Annotated in this window: 20 protein-coding genes; 15 read left to right on the top strand and 5 right to left on the bottom strand. The window is 65.6% G+C overall.

The window, feature by feature from the left end; all coding sequences use genetic code 11:
• The 4 genes from FQK05_RS25170 to FQK05_RS25155 form a co-directional block, all read left to right on the top strand.
• Positions 1-274 (top strand): TRAP transporter large permease subunit (locus FQK05_RS25170; RefSeq protein WP_158972227.1); only part of this gene is annotated, 274 nt, incomplete at its 5' end.
• 21 nt (positions 275-295) lie between these two features.
• Positions 296-1,282, top strand: coding sequence for a TRAP transporter substrate-binding protein (locus FQK05_RS25165; protein ID WP_158972225.1), 987 nt, complete (start codon positions 296-298; stop codon positions 1,280-1,282).
• Positions 1,283-1,304: 22 nt separating this feature from the next.
• On the top strand, positions 1,305-1,841 hold the full coding sequence (locus FQK05_RS25160; RefSeq protein WP_158972223.1) for a TRAP transporter small permease: 537 nt from the start codon (positions 1,305-1,307) through the stop codon (positions 1,839-1,841).
• A 29-nt stretch (positions 1,842-1,870) separates the two neighbouring features.
• Positions 1,871-3,322: an N-acyl-D-amino-acid deacylase family protein gene (locus FQK05_RS25155; protein WP_158972221.1), complete on the top strand. Its 1,452-nt coding sequence runs from the start codon at positions 1,871-1,873 to the stop codon at positions 3,320-3,322.
• 184 nt (positions 3,323-3,506) lie between these two features.
• Here FQK05_RS25155 and FQK05_RS25150 read toward each other — a convergent pair whose 3' ends face one another.
• The gene (locus FQK05_RS25150) at positions 3,507-4,460 is read right to left on the bottom strand and encodes a LysR family transcriptional regulator (protein WP_158972219.1); all 954 of its coding nucleotides are present in this window, start codon (positions 4,458-4,460) and stop codon (positions 3,507-3,509) included.
• Positions 4,461-4,635: 175 nt separating this feature from the next.
• Here FQK05_RS25150 and FQK05_RS25145 point away from each other — a divergent pair, with 175 nt between their 5' ends.
• From FQK05_RS25145 to FQK05_RS25125, 5 genes are all read left to right on the top strand, one after another.
• Positions 4,636-5,085: a tripartite tricarboxylate transporter TctB family protein gene (locus tag FQK05_RS25145; protein ID WP_158972217.1), complete on the top strand. Its 450-nt coding sequence runs from the start codon at positions 4,636-4,638 to the stop codon at positions 5,083-5,085.
• Positions 5,086-5,090: 5 nt separating this feature from the next.
• Positions 5,091-6,638, top strand: a complete 1,548-nt coding sequence (locus tag FQK05_RS25140) for a tripartite tricarboxylate transporter permease (protein ID WP_158972215.1) — start codon at positions 5,091-5,093, stop codon at positions 6,636-6,638.
• A gap of 18 nt (positions 6,639-6,656) precedes the next feature.
• A complete protein-coding gene (locus FQK05_RS25135) occupies positions 6,657-7,625 on the top strand; it encodes a Bug family tripartite tricarboxylate transporter substrate binding protein (RefSeq protein ID WP_158972213.1) in 969 nt (322 codons plus the stop codon).
• An 81-nt stretch (positions 7,626-7,706) separates the two neighbouring features.
• Positions 7,707-8,909, top strand: coding sequence for a CaiB/BaiF CoA transferase family protein (locus tag FQK05_RS25130; RefSeq protein WP_158972211.1), 1,203 nt, complete (start codon positions 7,707-7,709; stop codon positions 8,907-8,909).
• Positions 8,910-9,291: 382 nt separating this feature from the next.
• Positions 9,292-10,836, top strand: coding sequence for a Fic family protein (locus FQK05_RS25125; protein WP_158972209.1), 1,545 nt, complete (start codon positions 9,292-9,294; stop codon positions 10,834-10,836).
• Positions 10,837-11,849: 1,013 nt separating this feature from the next.
• Here the strand turns inward: FQK05_RS25125 and repC are convergent.
• From repC to repA, 3 genes are all read right to left on the bottom strand, one after another.
• A complete protein-coding gene (gene repC, locus FQK05_RS25120; protein WP_158972207.1) occupies positions 11,850-12,926 on the bottom strand; it encodes a replication initiation protein RepC in 1,077 nt (358 codons plus the stop codon).
• A 173-nt stretch (positions 12,927-13,099) separates the two neighbouring features.
• Positions 13,100-14,053, bottom strand: a complete 954-nt coding sequence (gene repB / locus FQK05_RS25115; protein ID WP_158972205.1) for a plasmid partitioning protein RepB — start codon at positions 14,051-14,053, stop codon at positions 13,100-13,102.
• Positions 14,053-15,234, bottom strand: coding sequence for a plasmid partitioning protein RepA (gene repA, locus FQK05_RS25110; RefSeq protein WP_158972203.1), 1,182 nt, complete (start codon positions 15,232-15,234; stop codon positions 14,053-14,055). Before repA ends, repB begins: the two co-directional genes overlap by 1 nt.
• Between repA and FQK05_RS26310 the strand changes: the two genes are divergently transcribed.
• The 5 genes from FQK05_RS26310 to FQK05_RS25090 all read left to right on the top strand — a co-directional run bounded on the left by FQK05_RS26310 (position 15,154) and on the right by FQK05_RS25090 (position 20,184).
• A complete protein-coding gene (locus FQK05_RS26310) occupies positions 15,154-15,615 on the top strand; it encodes a hypothetical protein (RefSeq protein ID WP_233270679.1) in 462 nt (153 codons plus the stop codon). The genes repA and FQK05_RS26310 overlap by 81 nt on opposite strands.
• Before the next feature lie 352 nt (positions 15,616-15,967).
• Positions 15,968-17,224 (top strand): four-carbon acid sugar kinase family protein, encoded by a 1,257-nt coding sequence (locus FQK05_RS25105; protein WP_158972201.1) that lies wholly within the window; start codon positions 15,968-15,970, stop codon positions 17,222-17,224.
• The gene (locus tag FQK05_RS25100) at positions 17,221-17,901 is read left to right on the top strand and encodes a class II aldolase/adducin family protein (protein ID WP_158972199.1); all 681 of its coding nucleotides are present in this window, start codon (positions 17,221-17,223) and stop codon (positions 17,899-17,901) included. Before FQK05_RS25105 ends, FQK05_RS25100 begins: the two co-directional genes overlap by 4 nt.
• Positions 17,902-18,013: 112 nt before the next feature.
• Entirely contained in the window at positions 18,014-18,661 is a 648-nt protein-coding gene (locus FQK05_RS25095; RefSeq protein WP_158972197.1) for a TetR/AcrR family transcriptional regulator, read from the top strand.
• Positions 18,662-18,888: 227 nt separating this feature from the next.
• Positions 18,889-20,184 carry a cytochrome P450 gene (locus tag FQK05_RS25090; protein ID WP_158972195.1) on the top strand — a complete coding sequence of 432 codons (1,296 nt, stop codon included), beginning with the start codon at positions 18,889-18,891 and terminating at the stop codon, positions 20,182-20,184.
• Here the strand turns inward: FQK05_RS25090 and FQK05_RS25085 are convergent.
• Complete coding sequence (locus tag FQK05_RS25085) at positions 20,178-21,182, bottom strand: GlxA family transcriptional regulator (protein ID WP_158972193.1); 1,005 nt, start codon at positions 21,180-21,182, stop codon at positions 20,178-20,180. The two genes, FQK05_RS25090 and FQK05_RS25085, sit on opposite strands and share 7 nt — an antisense overlap.
• Positions 21,183-21,335: 153 nt before the next feature.
• Between FQK05_RS25085 and FQK05_RS25080 the strand changes: the two genes are divergently transcribed.
• Complete coding sequence (locus tag FQK05_RS25080; protein ID WP_158972191.1) at positions 21,336-22,949, top strand: ABC transporter substrate-binding protein; 1,614 nt, start codon at positions 21,336-21,338, stop codon at positions 22,947-22,949.
• Positions 22,950-23,055: the final 106 nt, after the last annotated feature.

Here is a 23,055-nt window from a genome sequence, read left to right as displayed (position 1 = left end):
TTTTGCGCCGATCTTCGTGCCGGTGGCGCTGGCCATGGGGATCGACCCCGTGCATCTGGGCATCGTCATCTGCTTCAACATCACCATCGGGCTTCTGTCCCCGCCGCTGGGCGGTGTGCTTCTGATCCTCGCGACCACGGTAAAGATGGATTACTGGGCCCTCGTCCGCGCGACCTTCCCGTTCTTTCTGGCCGAAGTCGCCCTGCTGATCGTGCTGACCTTCTTTCCCGACCTCAGCCTTGCCCTGCCACGCCTTCTCGGGCTGGCCAACTAGAACCCAACAACGGAGATTGCCATGACGTTCATGTCCCGTACCCTTGCCACCGCCGCGCTGGCGCTGATCGCAGCCGGTGCCGCGCAGGCCTCGGAAGTCAAGATCGCGATGAACGGCGCCGACGACCCGGCCACGAATGCCGAAGCCGCCTTTGCCCACGGCTTTGCAGACGCGCTGGACGGCACCGATTTCGAGGTGACGATCTTTCCGTCGGGCACGCTGGGATCCGAAAAGGAACGGTTCGACCAGGTCGCCCAGGGGCTGGTCGAGGTCAACCTTGCCACCGCATCGACCAGCTATGGCATGTCGCCCATGGTCAAGGGCGTGGCGCTGCCGTTCTTCTTCGAATCCACCGAACAGTTCGACGATATCGTCGTCGACACCGACATCCTTGAAGAGATGAACGCGCCGCTGGTCGAAAACGGCGTGCGGCTGGTGGGTTTCAACTTCATCGGCGGCTCGATCGGCATTCACAACGCGAAGAAGCCCATCGCCACGGTCGAGGACATGCAGGACCTGCGGTTCCGCGCGCTGAATGCCGAACAGCTGGACTTCATCCAGACGCTGGGCGCCACGGGCACCATCGTCGCCTGGGCCGAAGTCGCCAACGCGATCCAGACCGGCGTGGCGGACGGGTACTTCAACGCCCCGAACTCGGCCATCCGGACGGGGCATACCGACTTCCTGAAATACTACACGCCGGCCGACATCTCGCCCTCGACCCGGATCGTGCTGATTTCCGAAGACTGGTACGCGTCGCTGTCGGACGACGAGAAGGCCCAGATCGACACGGCGGTCGCAGCGGGGATCGCGGCCAACCGGGCGTGGGTCGCCAACTGGCTGCCGGCAGTGCGCGAAAAGCACGAAAGCCTGGGTGTGACGATCACCGAAATGGCCCCGGGCGAACGTGACAAGATGGCGGACCTGTCCAAGGACGTCTGGGCCAAGACCCTGACGCCCGAGCAGCTGGACGCCTGGACCCAGGCCCGCGCGGCCGTGTCGAAGTAACCCCAGCCAAGGAACGGTCCCCATGCAACGCACGGCAAGGATGATGATCGGCCTGTCCAACGGGCTGGACCGCGTGGCCACGGTGGTGGCCGGTTTTGCCATCGTCGTGCTGGTGGGGGCCGTCATGCTTCAGGTGGTGGCGCGCTACGTGTTCCAGCAACCGCCATCCTGGACCGAGGAACTGGCCCGCTATGCCATGATCTGGGCCGGGCTGATCGGCGCGTCGATGAGCTTCAAGCGCCGCTTCGACCCGGCCCTGTTCAAGGGGGCCTCCTCCACGAAAGGGCTGATCGGGCTGATGGCCGAGACGATGAAGTCCATCGTCGTGCTGACCTACCTGCTGCCGATCCTCTTCTACGTCTTCTTCGGCCCGGGCATGAACCCTGCCCGCGGCTTCCTTCTGCGCCACAGCCGCACCATGGCCGAGGCGCTGCCGTTCTCGACGATCTGGATCGCCGTCGCAGTGCCGCTGATGATCGTCCTCGTCCTGCTTCACCTCGTCTCGCGCTGGTGCGGCGACGACGGCGGCGGCGATCCCGCGGCGACCGAGACCGACTGAACCGAACGCCCCACTGTCAGGAGACTACCATGCACGCAGATTTCATCATCCGCGGCGCCGAAATCATCGACGGCAACGGAACGCCCCGGCGCAAGGGCGACGTGGCCGTCAGCGACGACCGGATCGTGGCCACAGGGGACCTGGGCCACTGGACCGCCGGGCGCGAGATCGAGGCCAAGGACCGCGTCGTGGCCCCCGGCTTCATCGACCCGCACGTGCACCATGACGCCGCGCTCTTCACCGCGCCGGATATGGAGTTCATGACCAACCAGGGCGTGACCACCGTGATCAACGGCAATTGCGGCTTTTCCATTGCGCCGATCCGGCGCCCGGAAAACCTGCTTGGACAGTTGCGCATGATCTCGGCCCGGCCGGACCTGATCTTCCCGACCTATGCCGCCTACCGCGACCGTATCGCGGCGGAACCGCCGGCGGTGAACGCGGCCTGCCTGATCGGCCAGTCCACCCTGCGGTCCAACGCGATGGACGACCTGTCCCGCGCCGCGACCGACGACGAACTGGCAGACATGTGCGCCCTGCTGGACGAGGCACTGGGCCAGGGCGCCATCGGGGTATCGACCGGCCCGTTCTATCCGCCGGCCCGCGCCTCGACGACCGCCGAACTGATCGCCCTGGGCCGGGTCGCCCATGCTCATGGCAAGCTGTACGTCACCCACATGCGCGACGAAGGCGACCGCGTGATCGAGGCGCTGGAGGAGACCTTCTCTGTCGGTCGCGAAGCCTGCTGCGGCGTCCATGTCTCGCACCACAAATGCGCGGGGCTGGCCAATCACGGCCTGTCGGAAACCACGCTGGCCATGATCGACGCGGAGATGCGTCAACGCGACGTGGGGCTGGACACCACGCCCTGGATCGCGTCGTCGACCATCCTGAATTCGGGCCGGCACCGGCAGGCCGAACGGGTGATCATCGCCGAAAGCGAACCTCATCCCGAACTGGCAGGCCGCGATCTGGCGGATGTCGCACGGGACTGGAACACCGATCTGGAAGGCGCCATCGAACGGCTGCTGCCGGCCACGGGCATCTTCTTCATCATGGCCGAAGAGGACGTGCAGCGGATCATGGCCTATGAACACACCATGATCTGTTCCGACGGCATGCCATCGGGCAGCCACCCGCATCCCCGCGTCTGGGGCACCTTCCCGCGGGTGCTGGGCCGCTATGTCCGCGATGTGGGGCTGTTCTCGCTGGAGGAAGGGGTGCGCCGCATGACCTCGATGCCGGCCGACCGGTTCGGCCTGGGCGGGCGCGGGCGGATTGCGGTCGGCGGTTTTGCCGATCTGGTGATCTTCGATCCCCGGACCATCGCCGAGGGCGCGACGTTCGAAAACCCGATCCGCCCCGCGCACGGGATCGACCGGGTCTTCGTCAACGGACGCGAGGTCTTTGCCTTCGGCAAGCCCACCGGCAACCGCCCCGGCCGCCCGCTGCACCAGACCGCCCCGGTCCGGGTCGTCTGACAGCGGCACCGCCCTGCCCGGCCCGGCATCGGGTGCCTGCCGGTCCGGGCCGGCAGGCTGCGGCGGTCGCCCCGACAGGCAAAACCGGCCGCGGGCAAGGTTCCCGTTCCGGATCCGCCACCGGCCGGAACGGCGCTTGTCGCGCCATCGGGGGGGCGCCTCTGCCGTCCGGATCGGCCGCGGACTATGCGATGGCGTCCCCGCCCTGCCTGCACACCTGAAGGAGCGCATCGCGCAGACGCTGGACAGACGGCAGGCTGCCGATCTCGCGCAGCGTGACGAAACAGATCCGGATCGGCGGCAGCGACAGGTCTGGGGTCGACAGCGTCACGATCCTTTTGCCGACGGGCTGCGGGTTCAGGACGGCCCGCGGAACGAAGGTCAGCAGATCGACCTCCTGGGCCAGCATCAGCAGCGATGTCGGGTCGGCCGAAACTTCGACGACCGGCAAGGGTGCCGGCACGCCGCAATTGCGAAACGCGACCTCGATAGAGCGGCGGTTGTTGGTGTCTTCCGACGGCAGGGCCCAGGGCCATTGTGCCAGCTCTGCCGCGGACACCTCGGCCCTGCCGGCAAGCGGGTGATCGGCAGAACAGACCACCACCAGGCCGGTTTCTGTCAAAGGTTCGTATACCAGCAGATCCGCCGTCGGCACCGGCATGGCTGTCCAGTCCACCCGACCCACATAGCAGTCCAGGTCCCCGTCCAGAAGGCGCGACATCATGTTGCCCACGGTGCCAGCCTGCAGGAGGAAGCGGATGCCCGCGCGCTGCGCTTCCAGCTGGCGCAGCGCCGCCGGCATAAGCTTGAACAGCGATGCCGGATTGGAGCCGACCCGCACCACCGCCGGAGACTCTGTGCCCAGATCCGCCGCCAGGTTGTCGAAAATGGCCAGCCCCGCCCGCGCCCGCTGCAGCGCCACCCGGCCAAGCGGCGTCAGCACCGCGCCGCGCACGGACCGGTCGACGAGCGCTGCCCCGAATGCAAATTCCAGATCCTTCAGCATCTGCGAAACCGCGGGCTGGGTCAGATTCAGCGCCTCGCCCACCGCGCGCAGCGACCGGTGGCGGTCGATCAGGTCCAGCAGGCGAAGCTGGCGCAGACGCAGGTGATCCAGATGGGAAGACGGGCCAGACATAAGCAATACCTATCACATTCAAGAATCTTCCGAATATTACTTTTAACCCGGCCCCGTTACCCGTGGAAGGGAGGAGACCCAAGCAGCCCGGATTCCATCCGGGGTGCGGTGGGCGCAGGGGCCAAGGGCGACGCCGTGCCGGCCGTTCCAGGCCCTGCGCAACGGGAGGAAAAATATGAAACGAGCTGACCTCGTGTCGGGGCTGGTGCTGGCGGCGTTCGGCGTCGTCATGCTTGCCGTCGTGATCCCCGCACAGATCGAACCGGCGCCGGACGGCTATGTCTCGCCGCGCCTGGTGCCCAATCTGGCGATGATCGTCATCGTCGCGCTGTCGCTGCTTCTGGTGCTGCAAAGCCTGCCCAAGTCCGAAGAGACGCCAAAGGCCGGGACGCCCGTGTTCTTCGCCCGGGACTGGGTCGCACTGGCCAAGATCTCCGGGGTCTTCGCCGCCAGCCTGGTGCTGTTCTGGCTGGGCTCGCCGCTGGCGGCCGGCGCGGTGCTGATCGCGGGCACGCTTCTTCTGCTGGGCGAACGCCGCCCTGTCATTCTTGTCGGGATGCCGGCAGGGTTGCTGCTGGCGGTCTGGGCGCTGTTCTACAAGCTGCTCGGCACCGTGATCCTGTGACCGCCATGGAACATCTTGCCATCGGCTTCCAGAATGTCCTGACGCCCGGGACGCTGTTCTGGGTCACCGTCGGGGTGACGCTGGGCTATGTCCTGGGCGCCCTGCCCGGGCTGGGCAAGGCGACCGGGGTCGCCATTGCGATCCCGATGACGTTCTACCTGCCCCCCGTCGCGGCCATCGCCATGCTGATCGGCATCGCCAAGGGCAGCGCTGCGGGCAGCGCGGTTTCTGCCATCCTGCTCAATACCCCGGGCGAGCCGTCTTCGGCACCTACCGCGCTGGACGGCTATCCGCTGGCGCGGCAGGGCAAGGCGCAGAAGGCACTGAAGATGGGGCTGTTCGCATCCGTCATCGGCGATTTCCTGTCGACCCTGATCCTGATCGCGCTGGCCGCGCCGCTGGCCCGCTATGCGTTGCTGATCGGCCCGGTCGAACTGTGCTCTGTCCTGCTGTTTTCCCTGACCTTCATCGGCAGCCTGGCCGGGCGTTCGATGCTGAAGGGGATGATCGCCGCCGCCTTTGGCGTGTTCTTCGCCACCATCGGAATCGAAACCGAAACCTTCATTCCCCGCCTGACCTTCGGGATGCTGGAACTGGATGACGGTATTTCGCTGGTGCCGATGGCCATCGGGATGCTGGCGGTCGCCGAGATGGTGATCCAGGCCGGAAACATGCGGAACCTCGACCGCGAGGCGGCCGAGATCGACGACAGCACCCGCCCCGAAGACCGGCGGGTGACGCTGGCCGAATGGCGCCGCTGCCTGCCGGTGATCGGCCGCGGCACGCTGATCGGCGCGGTGGTCGGCATCCTGCCGGGGCTGGGCGCCAGCGTCGGGTCGTTCCTGTCCTATGGCGCGACGCAGCGCAGTTCGAAGACGCCCGAGAAATTCGGAACCGGCATGATCGAAGGCGTGGCAGCCGCCGAAAGCGCCGATAACGCCGTGGTGCCGTCCAGCTTCGTCCCGCTGTTCGCCCTGGGCATTCCGGGCAGCGTGATCGCCGCCATCCTGATCGCCGCACTGGTGCTGCACGGGCTGACGCCGGGGCCGATGATGTTCATAGAACAGCCGCAGATGGTCGCCGATCTTTATGCCGCGATGCTGTGCGCCAGCGGGATCCTGTTGCTGGTCGGCTATGCGGGTCAGCGCATCTTTGCCCAGGTCATCCGGGTGCCGATCCGCCTGATCATCCCCGTGGTGCTGTTCCTGTGCTGCATCGGCGCCTACATGAACACCAACAGCCTGTTTTCGATCTACTTGATGCTGGCCTTCGCGCTGCTGGGTTTCTTTGCCCGCAAGCTGGAATTTTCCTTCGTCACGTTCCTGATCGGCTTCGTGATCGGCCCCAATCTGGAACTGACCTTCCGTCAGTCGCTGCAGCTGCTGGATCACGACCCGATGCGGCTGGCAGCGCATCCCATCGCCCTTCTGTTCGGCCTGCTGACCGTCGTGACGGTCGTCTGGATCGGTCGCAGCAACCGGCGCCTTGCGGCGCAGCGGTCGGCCCGGCCCCGGGCCGGCACGGACGCACCTGCCGAACAATCGCACACCTGAACACTGGGAGGAGACCAGATGCGCAAGACCAACAGAAGACAGCTTTTCGGTGCCGCGGCCGCGGCGCTGCTGGTGCTGGCCGGGCTCGGCACGGGCCCCGCGATGGCCGACGACTATCCCGTCCGCCCGATCACCATGCTGGTGGGCTACAAGGCCGGCGGCCAGACCGATCTGGTCGGGCGTGCTGTGGCCAGGGTCCTGTCCGACCAGCTTGGGGTGCCGGTCAACGTGGTCAACAAACCCGGCGGCGGCGGCGTTCTGGCCACGCACGAGCTGAGCAAGGCCAAGCCGGACGGCTATACGATCCTGTTCCATGCCAACAGCGTGATCAACACCGTGCCCTTCCTGATGAAGCGGGTGACCTTCAAGCCCGAGGATTTCGAATATGCCGGCATGATCACCTCTTATCAGGTCGGACTGGCCGCGCAGAAGGATGCACCCTTCGACACACTGGAGGACTTCGTCGTCTGGGCCAGGAACAATCCCGGTTTCAGCTTCGGATCGCTGTCGCCCACCGCCCGGATGACGATGGAGGTGATCGCCAAGCAGGAAGGGCTGGACGTGAACATCGTGCCGCTCAAGGGCGGTGGCGATCTGCTGAACGTGCTGCTGGGCAACCAGGTCGATCTGGTCTGGTCGGGGGGCATCCACTACAAGTACCCCGAACAGCTGAAGACCATCGTCGCGCTGACCACCTTCCGCCATCCCTCGGCGCCCGACGTCGAAACCATCGACGAAGCCGGCTACAGGCTGGCCATGGACGGGCTGACCACCCTGATCCTGCCCAAGGGCACGCCGCGCCCGATCCTGGAACGGCTGAGCACGGCCCTGAAGGCGGCCGAGACCGACGAAGCCTTCGCCAAGGTCGTTGCCGCCGCCAATATCCCGATCCGTTACAAGGATCTGGACGAGGCCGCGGCCGAAGTGGCCCAGAGCTACACGCGCAACAAGACCATCTTCGAGAGTGCCGGGATCGAACCCCAGTGATCCCTGACGCGCCGGCAGGAAGATCCGGCCGGCGCATCTTCCTGCCCTGGCAGACATTTCAACATCCAATACGAGGCCGCCATGTTTCAGCCGTTGAAAGGCATTCGCGTGATCGATCTTAGCCAGGTTCTGGCCGGGCCCTATGCCACGTACCAGCTGGCCTTGATGGGGGCCGAGGTGATCAAGATCGAAAGGCCCGGTCAGGGCGACTGGACCCGCGTCGGCGGCCCCCTGCCGCAACTGGCCGAACGCGGCATGGCACTGGGATTTCTGGGCCACAACGCGGGCAAGAAATCCGTGACCATCGATCTGAAGACGCCGGAAGGCGTGGCGCTGGCGCGCGAACTGGTCGCGGGTGCCGACATATTCGTCGAGAATTTCAAGCCCGGCGTGGCCGAACGGCTGGGACTGGGGTTCGAAACCCTGCGCGAAATCAACCCGAAACTGGTCTACTGCTCGATCTCGGCCTTTGGACAGGACGGACCGCTCCGGCACCGTCCGGCCTATGATCACGTCATCCAGGGCATGTGCGGCATCATGCTGACCACGGGCAAGCCCGGGGACGGGCCGGTCAAGGTCGGTGCGCCCTATGTCGATTATGCGACGGGGATGAACGCCGCCACGGCGATCCTGGCCGGGCTGCGCGAGGTCGATCGGACAGGCACCGCCGTTCAGGTGGATGTGGCGATGCTGGATACCGCGCTGATGCTCATGTCCTCGTTGATGACGACGCACCTGACCACCGGCTGGATCCCCGCGCAGAACGGCAACGAAGCCTGGAGTGCCAGCCCCTCGTCGGGGGCCTTCGACACCGCGGACGGCATCCTGATGCTGGCGGCGAACCACGATACCCAGTTCCGCCACATGTGCCATGCCATCGGGCGCGACGATATCCCGGGCGACCCACGCTGGGACAGCGCGGCAGAACGGCACAAGAACTGGAAAAGCCTGCGCGAAACGCTGGAAGAAACGTTCCGCGGCAAACCCGCTGCAGAGTGGGAAGAGCTGTTGTCAAAGGCCGCCGTGCCCGCCGGGCGCATCCGCGGTCTGGATGAAATGCTTGCCGAGCCGCAGATCGCCGCCCGCGGCCTGACCAGCGAGATCCGGGTCGAAGGGCATGACGGTCCGGTCCACATCCCGACGCTGAGCTTCAAGGCCAATGGCGAAAACTGCACGCCGGACCTGCCGCCCCGTCCGCTGGGCGCCGACACCGACGCCGTGTTGCAGGCGGCCGGAATTTCTCGCGAACGGCTGGACGCCTTGCGGGAAACCAGTGTGATCTGAAGGTCTCGTCGCCGGTCCGGATGAAACGACGAAGGACCGCAGACTGTTTCGGCCCCGGATGTCGCGCCGCGCCAGGCGGCGGTATGCTGCGATGGTTCCGGACGCCCCCGTGGCGTTCGGACCTTTTCGCCGGCCGCGTCCGGCCCCTCCCCTTCGATCCGGGGTCGGGACGGACGGCAGTGAGAGACCTTGGGGGATGCCTTCAATCCTCTGGCTTGGACCACGCCGGGCCGGGTGCCCCTGAAACCCGGCTTTCCCGATGGTTCCCGGTCGGTCCCCCGGGTATCCATTCACTGGATTTCGCCGACAGGCATTGATTGCAATCAATATTCATGACACTGTATAAGTCATAATCGATTATCGAAAGAAATATCCGGAATTCATGGAAGATGGGCAGAGAAATCCATATTCAGGGCCTGTAAGCGTCTTTCACGACCGCCGGCTTCCCGAACCCGCCCGCCCGGCGGGCTATGCCGCGCTGATCGACGCCTATGCGCTTTCGGTTCCGCTGCCGCGCAAGCTGGCCGCCATCGGTCCGCGCCACAAGGTCTACGAGGCCGATGGCTGGCAGCTCTTTACGCCCCGCCATGCCCCGGACGCCAGCCTAGCCGGGCATCTGATCTTTGCACTGCGCTACGAAGGGCTGGACCTTGCCGTGCTGAAGCGGCTGTTCCTTGCGACCGGCGCCGCGCCGATCCGGACCATGGTCCAGGCAGCGCCGACCGGCAGCTACGCCCGCAGGATCTGGTTTCTGTATGAATGGCTTCTGGGCCGACGGCTGGACCTGCCGGATGCGACGCGCGGCAACTATGCGCCCGCGGTCGACACAAGGCTGCAATGGGGAACCGAGGGCACACCGTCGCCGCGCCACCGGGTCCGCAACAACCTGCCCGGAACGCCGGATTTCTGCCCGATGATCTTCCGGACCCCGGCGATCGAGGCCTTCATCGCCCGCGATCTGGCCGCCGAGGCGCGCACGGTTCTGGCCCAGGTGCCCGCCGATCTTCTGGCCCGCACGGCGGCCTTTCTGCTGCTGAAGGATTCCCGGTCCAGTTTCCAGATCGAGGGCGAGAACCCGCCCCAGGACCGGATCCGCCGCTGGGGCCAGATCATCGGCGAGGCCGGGCGCCATCCCGTCGACCGGGCCGAGCTGGAGCGCCTGCAGCGCATCGTCATCGGCGACGCGCGTTTCGTGCAACTGGGCCTGCGCCAGGACGGCGGTTTCGTGGGCGAACACGACCGCCTGACCGGCGCCCCCCTGCCCGATCACGTCAGTGCACGGCCGGAAGACCTGCCGGCACTGGTCACCGGACTGGAACAGTTCGACCGATCCATCGCCCCCGGGCTCGACCCGGTTCTGGCGGCCGCCTGTCTTGCCTTCGGCTTCGTCTACATGCACCCTTTCGAGGACGGAAACGGGCGCCTGCATCGCTATCTGATCCACCACGTGCTGGCCGCCCGGGGCTTCAATCCGGCCGGGCTGGTGTTCCCGGTGTCGGCGGTCATCCTGGAACGGATCGACGCTTACAGGCAGGTGCTGGAAAGCTATTCCCGCCGTCTTCTGCCGCATGTCGACTGGCATCCGACAGAGCGCGGCAATGTCGAGGTGCTGAACGACACGGGCGACTTCTATCGTTTCTTCGATGCGACGCCCCATGCCGAATTCCTGTTTACCTGCGTGGCACGGACCATCGAAACCGACCTGCCGGCCGAAACCCGGTTCCTGCGTGCCTATGACGGGTTCAAGACGCAGGTGTCGGCACTGGTCGACATGCCGGACCGGACACAGGATCTCTTGTTCCGCTTCCTGCACCAGAATGCCGGCAGACTGTCCGACCGTGCCCGCGCCAGGGAATTCGCCGCCCTGACCGAGGAGGAGGCGACCAGGATCGAAGCCATCTATGCGGATCTGCAAGGGAATTTCTGACCCGCTCCGTCCTGCCGTTTGCATTGCGCCACGCGGGCACGAACGGTCAGAGGCGGCACCTGCAGTGGCTTCGTAGTCCGGGCCGTTCAGCGCCACGCAGTCCTTCCGCAAAGGCTGCGCCTCATCCGACCGTCCCGGTCCTCCCCAGGACCAACACGCTGAAACGATCGAGGCAATAGTTTGGCCACTCCCCAGGACAGAGGAATCACCACGCTGCCGAGGCGCCTCCTTCGGTCGTGCCCGACTTCTCCGTCGCGGATCTCCGGGGCCCTACGGGGTCGACAGGTCGAAGCGGGAATTCAAGGCTTAGCCGACTGGATGCCTGGGCATGGGCTTCGTGGAAGTTCGTTCGAATGACAAAGAGGTAAACCTGTTCGTACCGATTGACCGGGCCACGAGACTTGCCCGCGCACGCTGCCCTATCGCATCCATGCCGTGCGCACCGAAGCTGGAGTCCGGGTCGTCAATCACCAGCAGGACCGCCGCGCAATGGCCGGCATTTCCGGCGGCGTCCATGAAGGGAACGACATGCGGCACCGGCCAGGCAACAGGACGGGCCGCCGCTCGCCGCGGTACATGTCCCCCCTGCCCTCTGGATCACGGACGACACCGGCGCCAGGCCTGACATCGTGACGCTGAACTCCGGGTCTGGCGAGTTGCCCACGACCTCCGCCGCCACCCGCATCCGGCCGGCCTTTGCCATCCTTGCCAAAGCGGGGCGACTGTTGGGCGTGGGTTCGTTCCGGGCCTTGAAGGGTCAAGCTTGCATACTGCAAATCCAAGGCGATCCCCCTGCCCCGCCGCAGCATACCGTCCAAGGTCGCGGTGGTCGGCAACGCCTGAACTTCACTACGCCTTTCTTCGGTCAGCAGCCGGAAACGCTCCGTCTTCCCTGGCCGGATCAGACAGGACGTCATTGCGGCCTGCTCCAAACCACGGTGCGGTACAGGACCAAGGGACACCCGGTGCATTGCCGATTCCGGATTGTCAGCTGACAATTTGCGGATGCCGGGTCATGTCACGGGGCAATTGTCAGCTGACAATCGTGCCCGCCGCGCGGTCGTCAGCATGCCCGCAAGATTGAAGGACCCTTTCTCGGCGCGCTTGCACAAGGCACGAAGATAGGCGCCTGGGCTTCGGATCTGGGCCATGGATTCCAGCATGCACAAGACCGAAACGGCGGCTCCGCGTTCTCCGATAACCGAGGACGCCTGGCGATAGACTTCGGCGTCGATACCCATCATCGGATGAAGCCGGTCAGCCGTGCTGACCAGCTGTGGCCAATCGGGGTGCCGGGTCGGAAAGAAGTTCTGGTATTCCCTGCAACTGCTCAGGACATCCGAGATATCCGGGTCCTTGGGAAGGGTCTTGTCCACAGGCTGTATCCTTACAGAAATGGATTTATCTGTAGCTTGTATGTGCCGCTCATTCCGGCTGTCGCTGGCGCTCGTTTCGACGGTCGGAGCACAGGGCCGTGGATCGGGCAAGGTGGTCTCGACGGCGGTGACCAGGGCCCTCAGCACGTCCGAGGACAGCTTGCGGCGAAGGCACAGGCGGACGTGTTCCAGCAGGGGATCGTCGGGGTCCCGACCGTCGTCCAGCGCATTCTGTCGGGCGGCTGCAAGGCGGGCGCGCAGGGCGGCGACGCGGTGGGCCTCGGCCCGGGCGTCATCGGCCATTTCCGCAATGGATGCGGCCGCGCGGGCGAGGGGGCTGAGATCGAAGCCGAAGACGACACCACCGACCCGGGCAAAGCGTTTGCAGTTGGCGCTGTCACGCCGTGCAATCAGGCCGCTGCGCACCAGTGCGGCCAGGTGCCGGCGCAGGGTGCTTTCGGGCATGCCGTTCAGCCGTGCCGACAGGGTCCGGTTCGACGGATAGACCATGCCGGCGCCGGGGTCGGCGGGCAGGTCGCGGCCGGGGAAGAAGGTCAGAAGGGCGCGCAGCACCGTCAGGCTGCGGTGGTTCAGCCCGTGGCGGTCGGCCACCAGCGTCAGGGCGTCCAGCAGGGCCCACTTGTCAGCGGGCAGACCCGCCGTTTGACAAGCCTCTGCCGGTTGCCCGCGGACGATCCGGGACATCTGGGTCATGAAAATTGTCACGAAAGACAAAACTTCCCCGCCCACCGAATCGGTGGTGGTTGACAGGATCAGGGGTGCGGAGCTATCTCAAGAGTGCGAGAAATGAGAAGGCTCTCCGGGCTCTGTCCTGGGGGGCTTTTTTTGTCCTGTGTCGTGCCTCCTGTTGCTGCTCGTTTCGGTCCTCAGTCTTTCGACCGCGTCTTGATCCAGCGGTCGTAAAGGTCGGTGATCAGGTCGTCCGCCTGGGCGTCCAGCCAGTGGGCAAAGCCCGGGGCGCCGTTTGCGTCGACGGTCAGGGTCAGGCCCTTATCGTTGGTCTTCAGCCGCGCGATGGGCAGGCCTTCGGCGCTTTTCACCTTGCGCGTCCGGGCGGGCAGACGGGCGGCCCGGGGTGCGGGCGCCAGGGTGGCCCAGGCCAGCACCTGTTCAAAGCGCGCGTCCGATCCGGGCACGGTGGCCAGGGCCGGCAGGCGGGCCGTGACCCTTTCGCGGATCTCGGGCTTTTCCATCGCTTCGGCCAGCTTCAGCCAGCGTTCGCGGCCGATCGACGGGGCCGAACCGATCTCGCGCAGGAAGGGCAGGTCGAAGGCGCGGCCGACCTTCAGCATGCGGCTGATCATCGGCAGGTCCATCGACAGGGCCGCGGCAATGGTCGGCCGGTCATAGGCCAGTGCGTCCAGCTGGGCCGCGAAACTGGCCTTCTCGATAAAGCTAAGGTCTTGACGTGCCGTGTTTTCCTGCCCCTGGGCCAGGATCAGCGCCTGGTCGTCCAGATGCCGGACCATCGCCTTGACCGGCAGGCCAAGCGCGCGCAGCGCCATCACCCGGCGGCGGCCATAGACGATGTCGTACTGCCCGGGCTCTCCGGCCCGGGGGCGGACCAGAACGGGCACCTGCTGACCATGGGCGCGGATGCTTTCCTTCAGCGCCTCGTCGGCCTCGTCATCGGTGCCAAGGCGGTCGGTCACGCCCGCGGCATGGATCAGGTGCGGGTCGATCTCCTGCACCGCGTTTTCCTGAAGCCGGGTCAGCGAGCTTTGCAGCGCGCCCACGGCTCCGCGCGGGGCAGGGGCCTCGGGCGTCCGCCGCGAGGGCGAGGGTGTGTCGGTGGGTGTCAGGATTCCCTTGCGTGCCATCAGCGTCCCCAGGCCTGTTGCATCAGGGTTTCGATCTCGTCGTTGACGGCATTCAGGCTTTCCATCGCGCGGTCATAGGTGGACCGGTGGAAGGCGCCGCGTTCCACTTCGTAGATCGTCTGCTGGGTCAGTCCGGCGTCCGAAATCGCGGTGGATTTCAGCATGGGCGAGACCATGACCTCCTTGCCGAAGAGCTGCCGCAGGAAGGCCACGACCTGCTGCTGCGGCCCGTCCGAGGGTTCGTAGCGGTTGATCAGGAAGCGGAGGAAATCCAGTTCCATCTGCGCGCCCGCGTTCGAGACGACGTCGAGGAGATCCGCGCTCATCTGAAGGAACTGGCTCATCGAGGCGACGTCCAGCATGTTGGGCACGACGGTGATCAGCATGCCGGTCGAGGCACAGAGCGCCGAAAGCGTCAGGTAGCCCAACTGTGGCGGGCAGTCGAAGATGATGACGTCGTAATCGGCCTCCACCTCCTGAAGCGCCGCGGCCATGCGGGCATAAAAGGGGGGCTGGATGTTGTTGCGAAGGGCGGTCGGCGTCTCGTGCTCGAACTCCTGCAGCATCAGGCCGGAAGGGGCGAGGTCGAGCCCTTCGAAATAGGTTTTCAGGATCACCTGCGACAGGGGCACGGGGTCGTCATAGCGAAGCGCATCGTAGACCGACCCGGAATGCAGGAAATCGAATTCAGGCTGATATCCGAACAGCGTCGTCAGCGAGGCCTGCGGGTCGATGTCGACCGCCAGTACCCGATAGCCTTTCAGCGCCAGCCGCTGGGCCGCATGGATCGACGACGTCGTCTTGCCCGACCCGCCCTTGAAATTCAGGAAGGACAGGACCTGCACCTTGTCGCCGGGGCGGCGCCCCTTCAGGTAGGTGCCGGGGGTCTTGGCGCTGTCGTCCAGGATCTTGCGGATCGCCGCCAGATCGGTCGCGGAATAGCTGCGCCGCCCCCCGGCCGAGGTCTGGACCTCGGGCACGCGGTCTTCGAAATGAAGCTTGCGCAGGAAGCTGGGAGAGATGCCAAGCAGGTCCGCCGCCTCGCCCGCCGAGAACAGGCGCAGCTGCTTTCGCGCATCGGGCGCGAAGCTTTTCAGCATGTGCTGCTCCAACGCGCCAGCCAGTTGCTGCGCATTCTCGCGGATGCGGGTATTGATATGAATGGGATCGGTCCCAGTCATGCGCTGCTGCCTCTTTCCGGAACGCTGTTTTTCGCCAACGCCATATTTTCCGTTTCTTTACGCAATCAGAAGGGGACTTGTCCACAGATTCCTGTTTGCCGTCAGCAAGTTGCCGGCCACCACGGGGTGCGGTGTCCGGGCGGCAGCTTGGCGTTCGGCGGCTATCACATTGATTTCAATTGTATTTTTGTGGTTTCGGGCGGCCGGGACCGAAATCGGCCTTTGGCGGCACCTCCGGCCGGGTTCCGCAGGGCAGGGGGCCCGGACGAATCGAGCCTGCTGCGGCGCGGGGCGCTGTGCCGCGATGCTGTGCGGCCAGGCTTCACCCGGCCGGAATGGACCGGCGGGCGGGTGCTGAATTCCGCGCTGACCGACCTTTAACACCTGCTGAAGAACCGGGGCGCGGCGCTGAAGAGGGAACAGACCGGACAGACCTTCTGTGTCCGGCCGCAGGACGCGCACGAGGCCGTGGCCTGAATGTCGGCGCAGGGGTCGCCGCGCTTCTTCGCCCGGACACCCGCCCCGAAGGTCCCCGGGCGTCCCTTTCGGGCCGCGGATCTGTAAGGGCAGGGCGGCTGGATCTGCGGCGCGCTTGTCGAAGATTTTCGTACACTGCGATCACAACCGTGGCTATAGCCTGCGGGATGGGCGCTGAAGTGGCGAAAAGACCTTTTCTTAGTCGAATAATTTTGATTAACTTTTCGGGCCGAAGCGGAGAACCGGGAACCACGCGATGCCACCAGAACTGGGTATTCTATCGGACGATTTCACGGGCGGTCTGCTGGTCGCCAGTCTGATCGAGGCCGACGGCGTTGCCTGTCCGGTCTATTTTTCGACCCCCGCCGCGGCGACCGGGTCGGTGACCGCACCGGTGATCGTGATTGCGGCGCGCACGCGTCTGGTGCCTGTCGCGCAGGCGCTGGACGATGCCGGCGCCGCGTTCGGGGCGCTGGACGATCTTGGCTGCCGTCAGGTGGCCTACAAGGCCTGCGGCACCTTCGATTCTACCGAGGAAGGCAATATCGGCCCGGTCGCACGGCTTCTTTCCGAACGCTACGGCCAGTCGCCCGTGCTGATGAGCGCAGGCTTCCCCGAAGCGCGGGTGGCCGTGTTCGAAGGCCATATGTTCGTGGGATCCGACCTGATCAACGAGTCTTCGAAGCGGTTCGATCCCGTCACCCCGATGGCCGATCCGAACCTTGTGCGGTTCCTGTCGCTGCAGACCGGGTCGCCCGTCGGGCTGGTTCGCCACAGAGAGCTTCTGCAAGGGGCCGAGGCGGCTTCGCGGGCCCTGCAGCAACTGGTGGACGACGGGCATGAATACATCCTGCTTGACGCTGCGGATGTCGGCGACATCGCGGTCAGCGCCGATCTTGTGGCCGGGCACAGGTCGTTCGTGGCCAGCGACAGCCTGATCGTTGCGGTTGGACGGCGGGCCGGGCGCGACCGGAAGACCGCGCCGGCCCCTGTGCAGCATGCCGAAGGCCCCATCGCGGTGCTGGCCGGCAGTGTCGGGCCGATTGCCGAGGATCAGCTGGCCGCGTTCGAGGCCGCGCATCCGATCTGCCGGATCGACCCGGCGGCAGACGGGGATCCCGAAGCCCTTGCCGAACGGGCCGTGACCGAGGCCGCGGCGCATATCGGGCGCCCCTTCGCCGTCACGACCTGCACCGACCGCGCCGGGGTCGAGGCGGCGCAGGCGAAGTTCGGGCAGATGGGCGCGGCACGCCGGGCCGAGGCGATCCTGGCCGGGGTGGCCGGGCGGCTGTATGATCGCGGGGTCCGCCGGTTCGTCGTGTCGGGGGGCGAGACCTCGGGTGCGGTGGTCGGGGCGCTGAAGATCGACAAGGTCCGCGCGTTGCCCTTTGGTCCCCTGGGCGGCGGCTTCTGCATTGCCGAGGCGCCGTCGCGGATATCGCTGTTTCTGAAATCCGGCAAGCTGGGGGACCGGGACGTTCTTCTGCGGGCGCTCGACGAGATGGAACCATGACGCAAGAGATCACGGAAGAAGACGCCCGCCAGGCGCTGGTCGACAAAAGCCGCCTGTGCATCGACAGGGGCCTGTCGAATGCCACGGCCGGGAACCTGTCGATCCGGTTCGGCGCGGGCATGCTGATCACGCCGTCGGGGATCGAGCCCGCGTCGATGACGGCGGACCAGATTTCGTACTGCACCTTCGACGGGCAGGCCTCGGGCGGGTGGAAGCCGTCCAGCGAATGGGCGCTTCATGCCATGATCTATCAGGCGCGGCCCGAAGCCGGGGGCATCGTCCACGCCCATCCGACCTATTGCGTTGCGGTTTCGGTCCTGCGCGAACCGATCCCGGCGTTCCATTACATGGTCGCCGGGTTCGGCGGCACGACCGTGCCCTGCGCGCCCTATGTCCTGTTCGGTACGCGGGATCTGGCGGTTGCCGTGGCCGACACGCTGGGCCAGCGCTATTCGGCCTGCCTGATGGCCAATCACGGGATGATCGCCCTGGGCCGCGATCTGGACGCGGCCTTCCGCGCGACCGAGCGGCTGGAGACGCTGGCGCACCAGTACCAGTTGGCGCGGAGCATGGGGCCCGTGGCGCTTTTGACCGATGACGAGATGGCCGAGGTTCACGGCGCCTACAAGTCCTACGGTTATGGCAAGCCCGCGACGACGGGGCAGGCACAGGGCTGACAGGCACGGGGCTGACGGCGCGCACCGCGATCTTCGGCACCGGAATTGCCGGTGGCAGGCGCCTGCGGGACAGGCCATACTTGCCATCGCCGGAGCCGCGGGAAGGATGCATGTGACCAGAAAACAGCCGGACCTGCCGCAAATGCACCGGGTGCCGCGCCGCAAGCCCGGCAAGGAGCGTTTCACGCTGCTGCTCGACACGGTCGAGGCGCTGATGTCGGATCATGACTCGGGCGATATCAGCCTGGCCGATATCGCGGAAAAGGCCGGCGTTCCGCTGTCGTCGATCTATCATTTCTTCCCGAACCGCGACGCCGCCTATTGCGGGCTGGCCGAACGGTTTCAGGAAGCGATCGGTGCCCTGTCGGAAGCGCCGATGCCCCGGCCGCCCGAAAGCTGGCAGGCGCTGATGGAGTACAAGCAGCGCGCAGGTGCGGAATACCTGAACAGCCACCCCTCGGCGCTGCGCCTGTTCCTGGGGGCGGCGGTCAGCGTCGATGTGCGCAATATGGATCTTCACGGCAATGCGCGGCTGGCGAAGACCCGCGCGGCCTATATGCGCCGCTATTTCGTGCTGGATCACATTCCGGACCTTGAACAGCACCTTGCCGTGGCGATCGGCCTGACCGACGGCATCTGGGCCGTGTCCTACAGCGAACATCGCACGATCACGCCCTATTACCTGAACGAGGCGGTGCTGGCCTCGCGCCTTTATCTTCGCGCCTATCTGCCTGAATACGTCCGGCCCCTGGGCGGCTGAGACCCGCGCCCGTCGGGAGGCGGTTTCTGCGGGTGCAGCAATCGCGCCCGGGATCATCGCCTTTCGATCTGCACCCTTCGTATTTGGCAATATCTGCCGTCGATATCGCGTCTAGCGTCCTGGGGAACGCAAACGCGGAAGCTGCGGTTGGCCCCTGACGTGACGCCCCGGACAGGAGCGCACCGGCCGGCAAGGAGCGGCGCCGCGGGGATCATGGAAGCTGAGGCATGAACGAAGAGACGCACAAGATGTTCGATGTGGCCGCGTGCCCGACATTGGCGGATTATGGTTTTACCGGCGGTCGGGACAATTTCCACGCCTTCTGCGCGCGGATCTTCCGGGACGGTTCGCCCCGCTTCCTGCGTACCGACGACGGCGAACTTGTCGTATTCCGCAATGCCGATCTGGTGGCTTTCGGCACCTCGGCCCTGGTCGGGAACGTGCCCGTCGGCGCGATGTATCCGTCGCTGTATCGCGCGGGCGCCGCAGGACGGCTTCCGGGGGCCGAAGTGGCCGAGGTGATCTCGTCCCAGGTTTTCACCTTCAACCCACCGACCCACGGTCCGGCGCGGATGATCCTGGCCAAATGGCTGGGGCCCAGACAGGTCGCGCTGATGGAGCCCCTGGCGCGCGACGTGGCGGCCGAGCTTGTGGCCCGCGCGCAAGCCGGGGCCGAGGTGGAGTTCGTCACCGAATTCGCCGAGGCGATGACGATCCGCTTCTGGGGCGCGCTTCTGCGGATGACGCCCGAGGACACCGCCGATCTGGAACGTCACGCCCATGCGATGACGGCGCTTTTCCATCTGCAACGGACGTCAGGGGATATCGACCGGCTGGATACCGCGTTCCGCGGCTATCGCGACAACCTGAACCGGGCCGCCGACCGGCTGCTGGCAGAGGGCGATGCCGAAATGACGGCGCTTTGGGACAAGGTGCAGGCGCTCGATTTTCCCGACGATCCGCACCGGACCGGGGTGCTGCCGAAGACGCTGGGCGATTTCCTGGCGGGCAATCTGGTCGATGGCGTGCATACCGCCGCGCTGGCGGCGGCCAACACCTTCTATGTGCTTTCGACCTGCGACGCGGCGCGGACGGCGTTCCGGGACGATCCGGCGCAGCTTCCGAAGATCATCGCCGAGGCGCTGCGGATGGAGCCGCCGGTCATGTTCCTGAAACGTTATGTCCTGGAAGATTTCGACCATGCCGGCACCACCTTTGCCGCCGGTCAGCAGGTCATCATGATGTGGGCCGCGGGCAACAACGATCCGGCCGTCTTTGCCGATCCGCGGGCCTTCGATCTGTCGCGTCGGGCCGGGGCGATGACCACCTTCGGCAACGGCGCCCATATCTGTCCGGGCCGCTATCTGGGTCTGATGCTGGCCCGCGTCCTGATCGAGACCTTCCGCGACGCCGGGATCGAGATTGCCGTGCCCGAAGGGAAGGCGGCCGACTGGTATCCGGCGCACATGATGAACCAGATCCGGGCGATGCCGGTCATCCTGCGGCGTGCGGGGGGTCAGTAAAGGCTGCGGCCGTCGCCGGTGGTGACCGAGGCGAAGTCGCGGCGATAGTCCTGCGGACTTTTGTCATAGATGTTGCGGAAGGCCCGGTAGAAGGCCGACGGCGTGCCGAAGCCGCAGGCCAGCCCGATTTCGCGGATCGGCAGGCTGCTGTAGAGAAGAAGGTCCTTTGCATGGCGCAGCCTGATCGCCAGATAGATCTGTTTCGGCGTGCTGCGCAGATGGCGGCGGAACAGGTACTGCAGTTCGCGCATCGAGATCCCGCAGCTGTCGGCGATCTGCGCGATGCTCAGCGGCGTTTCGATATTCCCGGCCATCAGGGTCTGGGCGGTTTCAAGGCTGCGGTTCCCGATCCACGAATTCTGGTTCGACATCTGCCGCTGCCAAGCATCGTCCGGGCGGGGCGAGGGATAGACCAGATCGTTGCAGACCCGGTTGGTCAGCACGTCGCCATGATGGCGGCGCAGCATTTCAAGCCCGAAGTCCAGCATCGCCGTCTGCCCGGCGCAGGTCGATCTTGTGCGGCCGATGACGAAAAGCTGTTCCTTCACCTCGTGCACGCGCCCGTCCTCGCGCAGGGCGGCAAGGGTGCTCCAGTGCGCCGTTGCCGCGGCATCGTCCAGCATGCCGGCCTGCGACAGGGCCAGCGCACCGGCATCCGCGCCGCAGATATGCGCGCCGTTCGCGGACTGGCGGCGCAGCCAGCTGAAGAGCGGCCGGCGGAGCGCCGGGTCGAGTTGGTAGGACACGAGGAGGATCACCAGATCATAGGCCTTGGGGTCGTCGAAACCGCGCGTGCCCGACACCTCGATCCCCAGTCCCGCGGCCAGCGGCCCGTCGCCCGCGACCAGGATGTCGGTGTCGTAGAGCGTGCCCGAGCTGACGCGGTTCGCAGCCCGGAACGGTTCCACCGCAAGAAGCGCGCTGTGCAGCGACGGTTCGGGCGTCAGGACCAGCGCGATGTGGCGGCGCTGGTCTGGCGGGTTGGTTTTTCCCTGCATGCGGCGGCCCGGCTCTCAATTCGATATTCGTTAAATTCATATACTATGGCGCTTTTCGCAACATGAAGCCGGATCAAAGGTGCAACGTTTTGTCAGGAAAGGGCGCTGGCACGGCCTTCCGAGATCAAAATGCCACCAACATGGGATATCATCATGATCCAATCTTCGTGGACGACAGTACAAAAGGGGCTGAGCTCCGTCGCGCTGTCCGCCGCCATTCTAACGATGTCCGGACTGACGTCTGCAGCGGTGGCGCAGGACGACATCTCGCTGGTGGTCGCGCGGGACATGGACCTGAATTCGCTCGATCCGGCGCGTGCGTTCTGTGACACGTGCCAGATCTACCTCAGCTCGACCTATGACCGTCTTGTCGACATGGCCGAGGACAACACCTCGCTCGTGCCGATGCTGGCCAGGGAATGGTCCAGCAACGAAGACCAGACCGTCTTTACCTTCAAGCTGGATCCCGCGGCCAGGTTTTCCGACGGATCGCCGGTCGAGGCGAAGGACGTAAAGTGGTCGCTGGAACGGCTCGACAACATCAAGGGCGGCATTTCCTACCTGATGGATCCGGTGACAAGCATCGAGGCACCGGATGCGTCGACCGTGGTCATCACCGTCTCGGCACCGAATTCGGAATTCGTGGGCTCGCTCTCGGCGCCCTATGCCGGGATCCTGAATTCGGACGTGGTGACGGAGCATGGCGGCAATGCCGGCCCGTCGGCGGATTCGAAGGATACCGCCGAAGACTGGCTGATGGGGAATTCGGCCGGTGCGGGGCCCTACACGCTGGTCAGCTACAGCCCCGGCAACGAATTCCGCCTGACCCGGAACGAGAACTACTGGCGCAAGGCGCCGCAGGTGAAGGATTACATCTTCCGGCAGACCAAGGACGCGGTCAGCCAGGTGCAGATGCTGCAGAGCGGGAATGGCGACATCGCCATGAACGTCGACCCGATCACCGCCACCAGCATCACCGGTTCCGATATCGAGGTGGTGACGAAGCCGTCGTTCAACATGGTCTATGTCGCTCTCAGCCCGGGCGCCAAGAACCTGCCGCATCCGCTGACCCCCAAGATCCGCGAAGCGATTGCGAAGGCCATCGACTATGACTCGCTGATCGAATTCACGCTGGAAGGGCAGGGCTCGCGCCTTGGCTCGCCGCTGCCGAACGGCTTTCCCGGTGCCGGCGCGGTCGAGCCCATCGCCTTCGATCTGGAAGGCGCCAAGGCCCTGATGGAAGAGGAGGGCGTCGCCGACGGCTTCACACTGGAAGCGATCTTTCCGAACGTGAACCAGTACGGCGTCGACTACACGCTGATGATGCAGAAGATCCAGATGGATCTGGCCAAGATCAACGTGGATCTGGACCTTGGGGCGGTCGAATTTTCGGTCTGGCGGGAACGTCTGACGGGTGACGGCATCCCGATGACGGCCGTGTTCTTCGCTCCGGATTATTACGGGTCGTCGCAATACGTGCAGTATTTCGCGATGATGGACGGCACCGTCTGGTACGGCCGCGCCGGCGGACCGTCGGATCCGTCCATCGCCAACCCGAAAACGCCCGAGATCTTTGCCCAGGCGCTGGCCGCCGGCGGCGAGGAGAGCAACCGGCTTTTCGGCGAACTGGCCCAGATCATGGCGGACGACCACGTGATCCTGCCGATCGTCAGCCCGGACGCGCTTTTCGTGTCGCGCAAGGGCGTGTCCGGCCTGCGCTACAGCGCCTGCTGCAACCTTGTCCTGGCGGACATCACCGTCGAATAACGGCGCGCGGCCTTCAGGCTTCGTACCTCCGGACCCTTCCGGAGGTACTTTCGTTTTCCACGGGCGCGGAATCGAACGAGACCGCGATCCGGATCGCGAAGCTGGT

It is taken from the genome of Chachezhania sediminis, from assembly GCF_009765275.1.
GTDB lineage: Bacteria > Pseudomonadota > Alphaproteobacteria > Rhodobacterales > Rhodobacteraceae > Chachezhania > Chachezhania sediminis.
The sequence above is the reverse complement of the archived record's forward strand: the minus strand, read 5'-3'. Positions and strand labels throughout refer to the sequence as shown.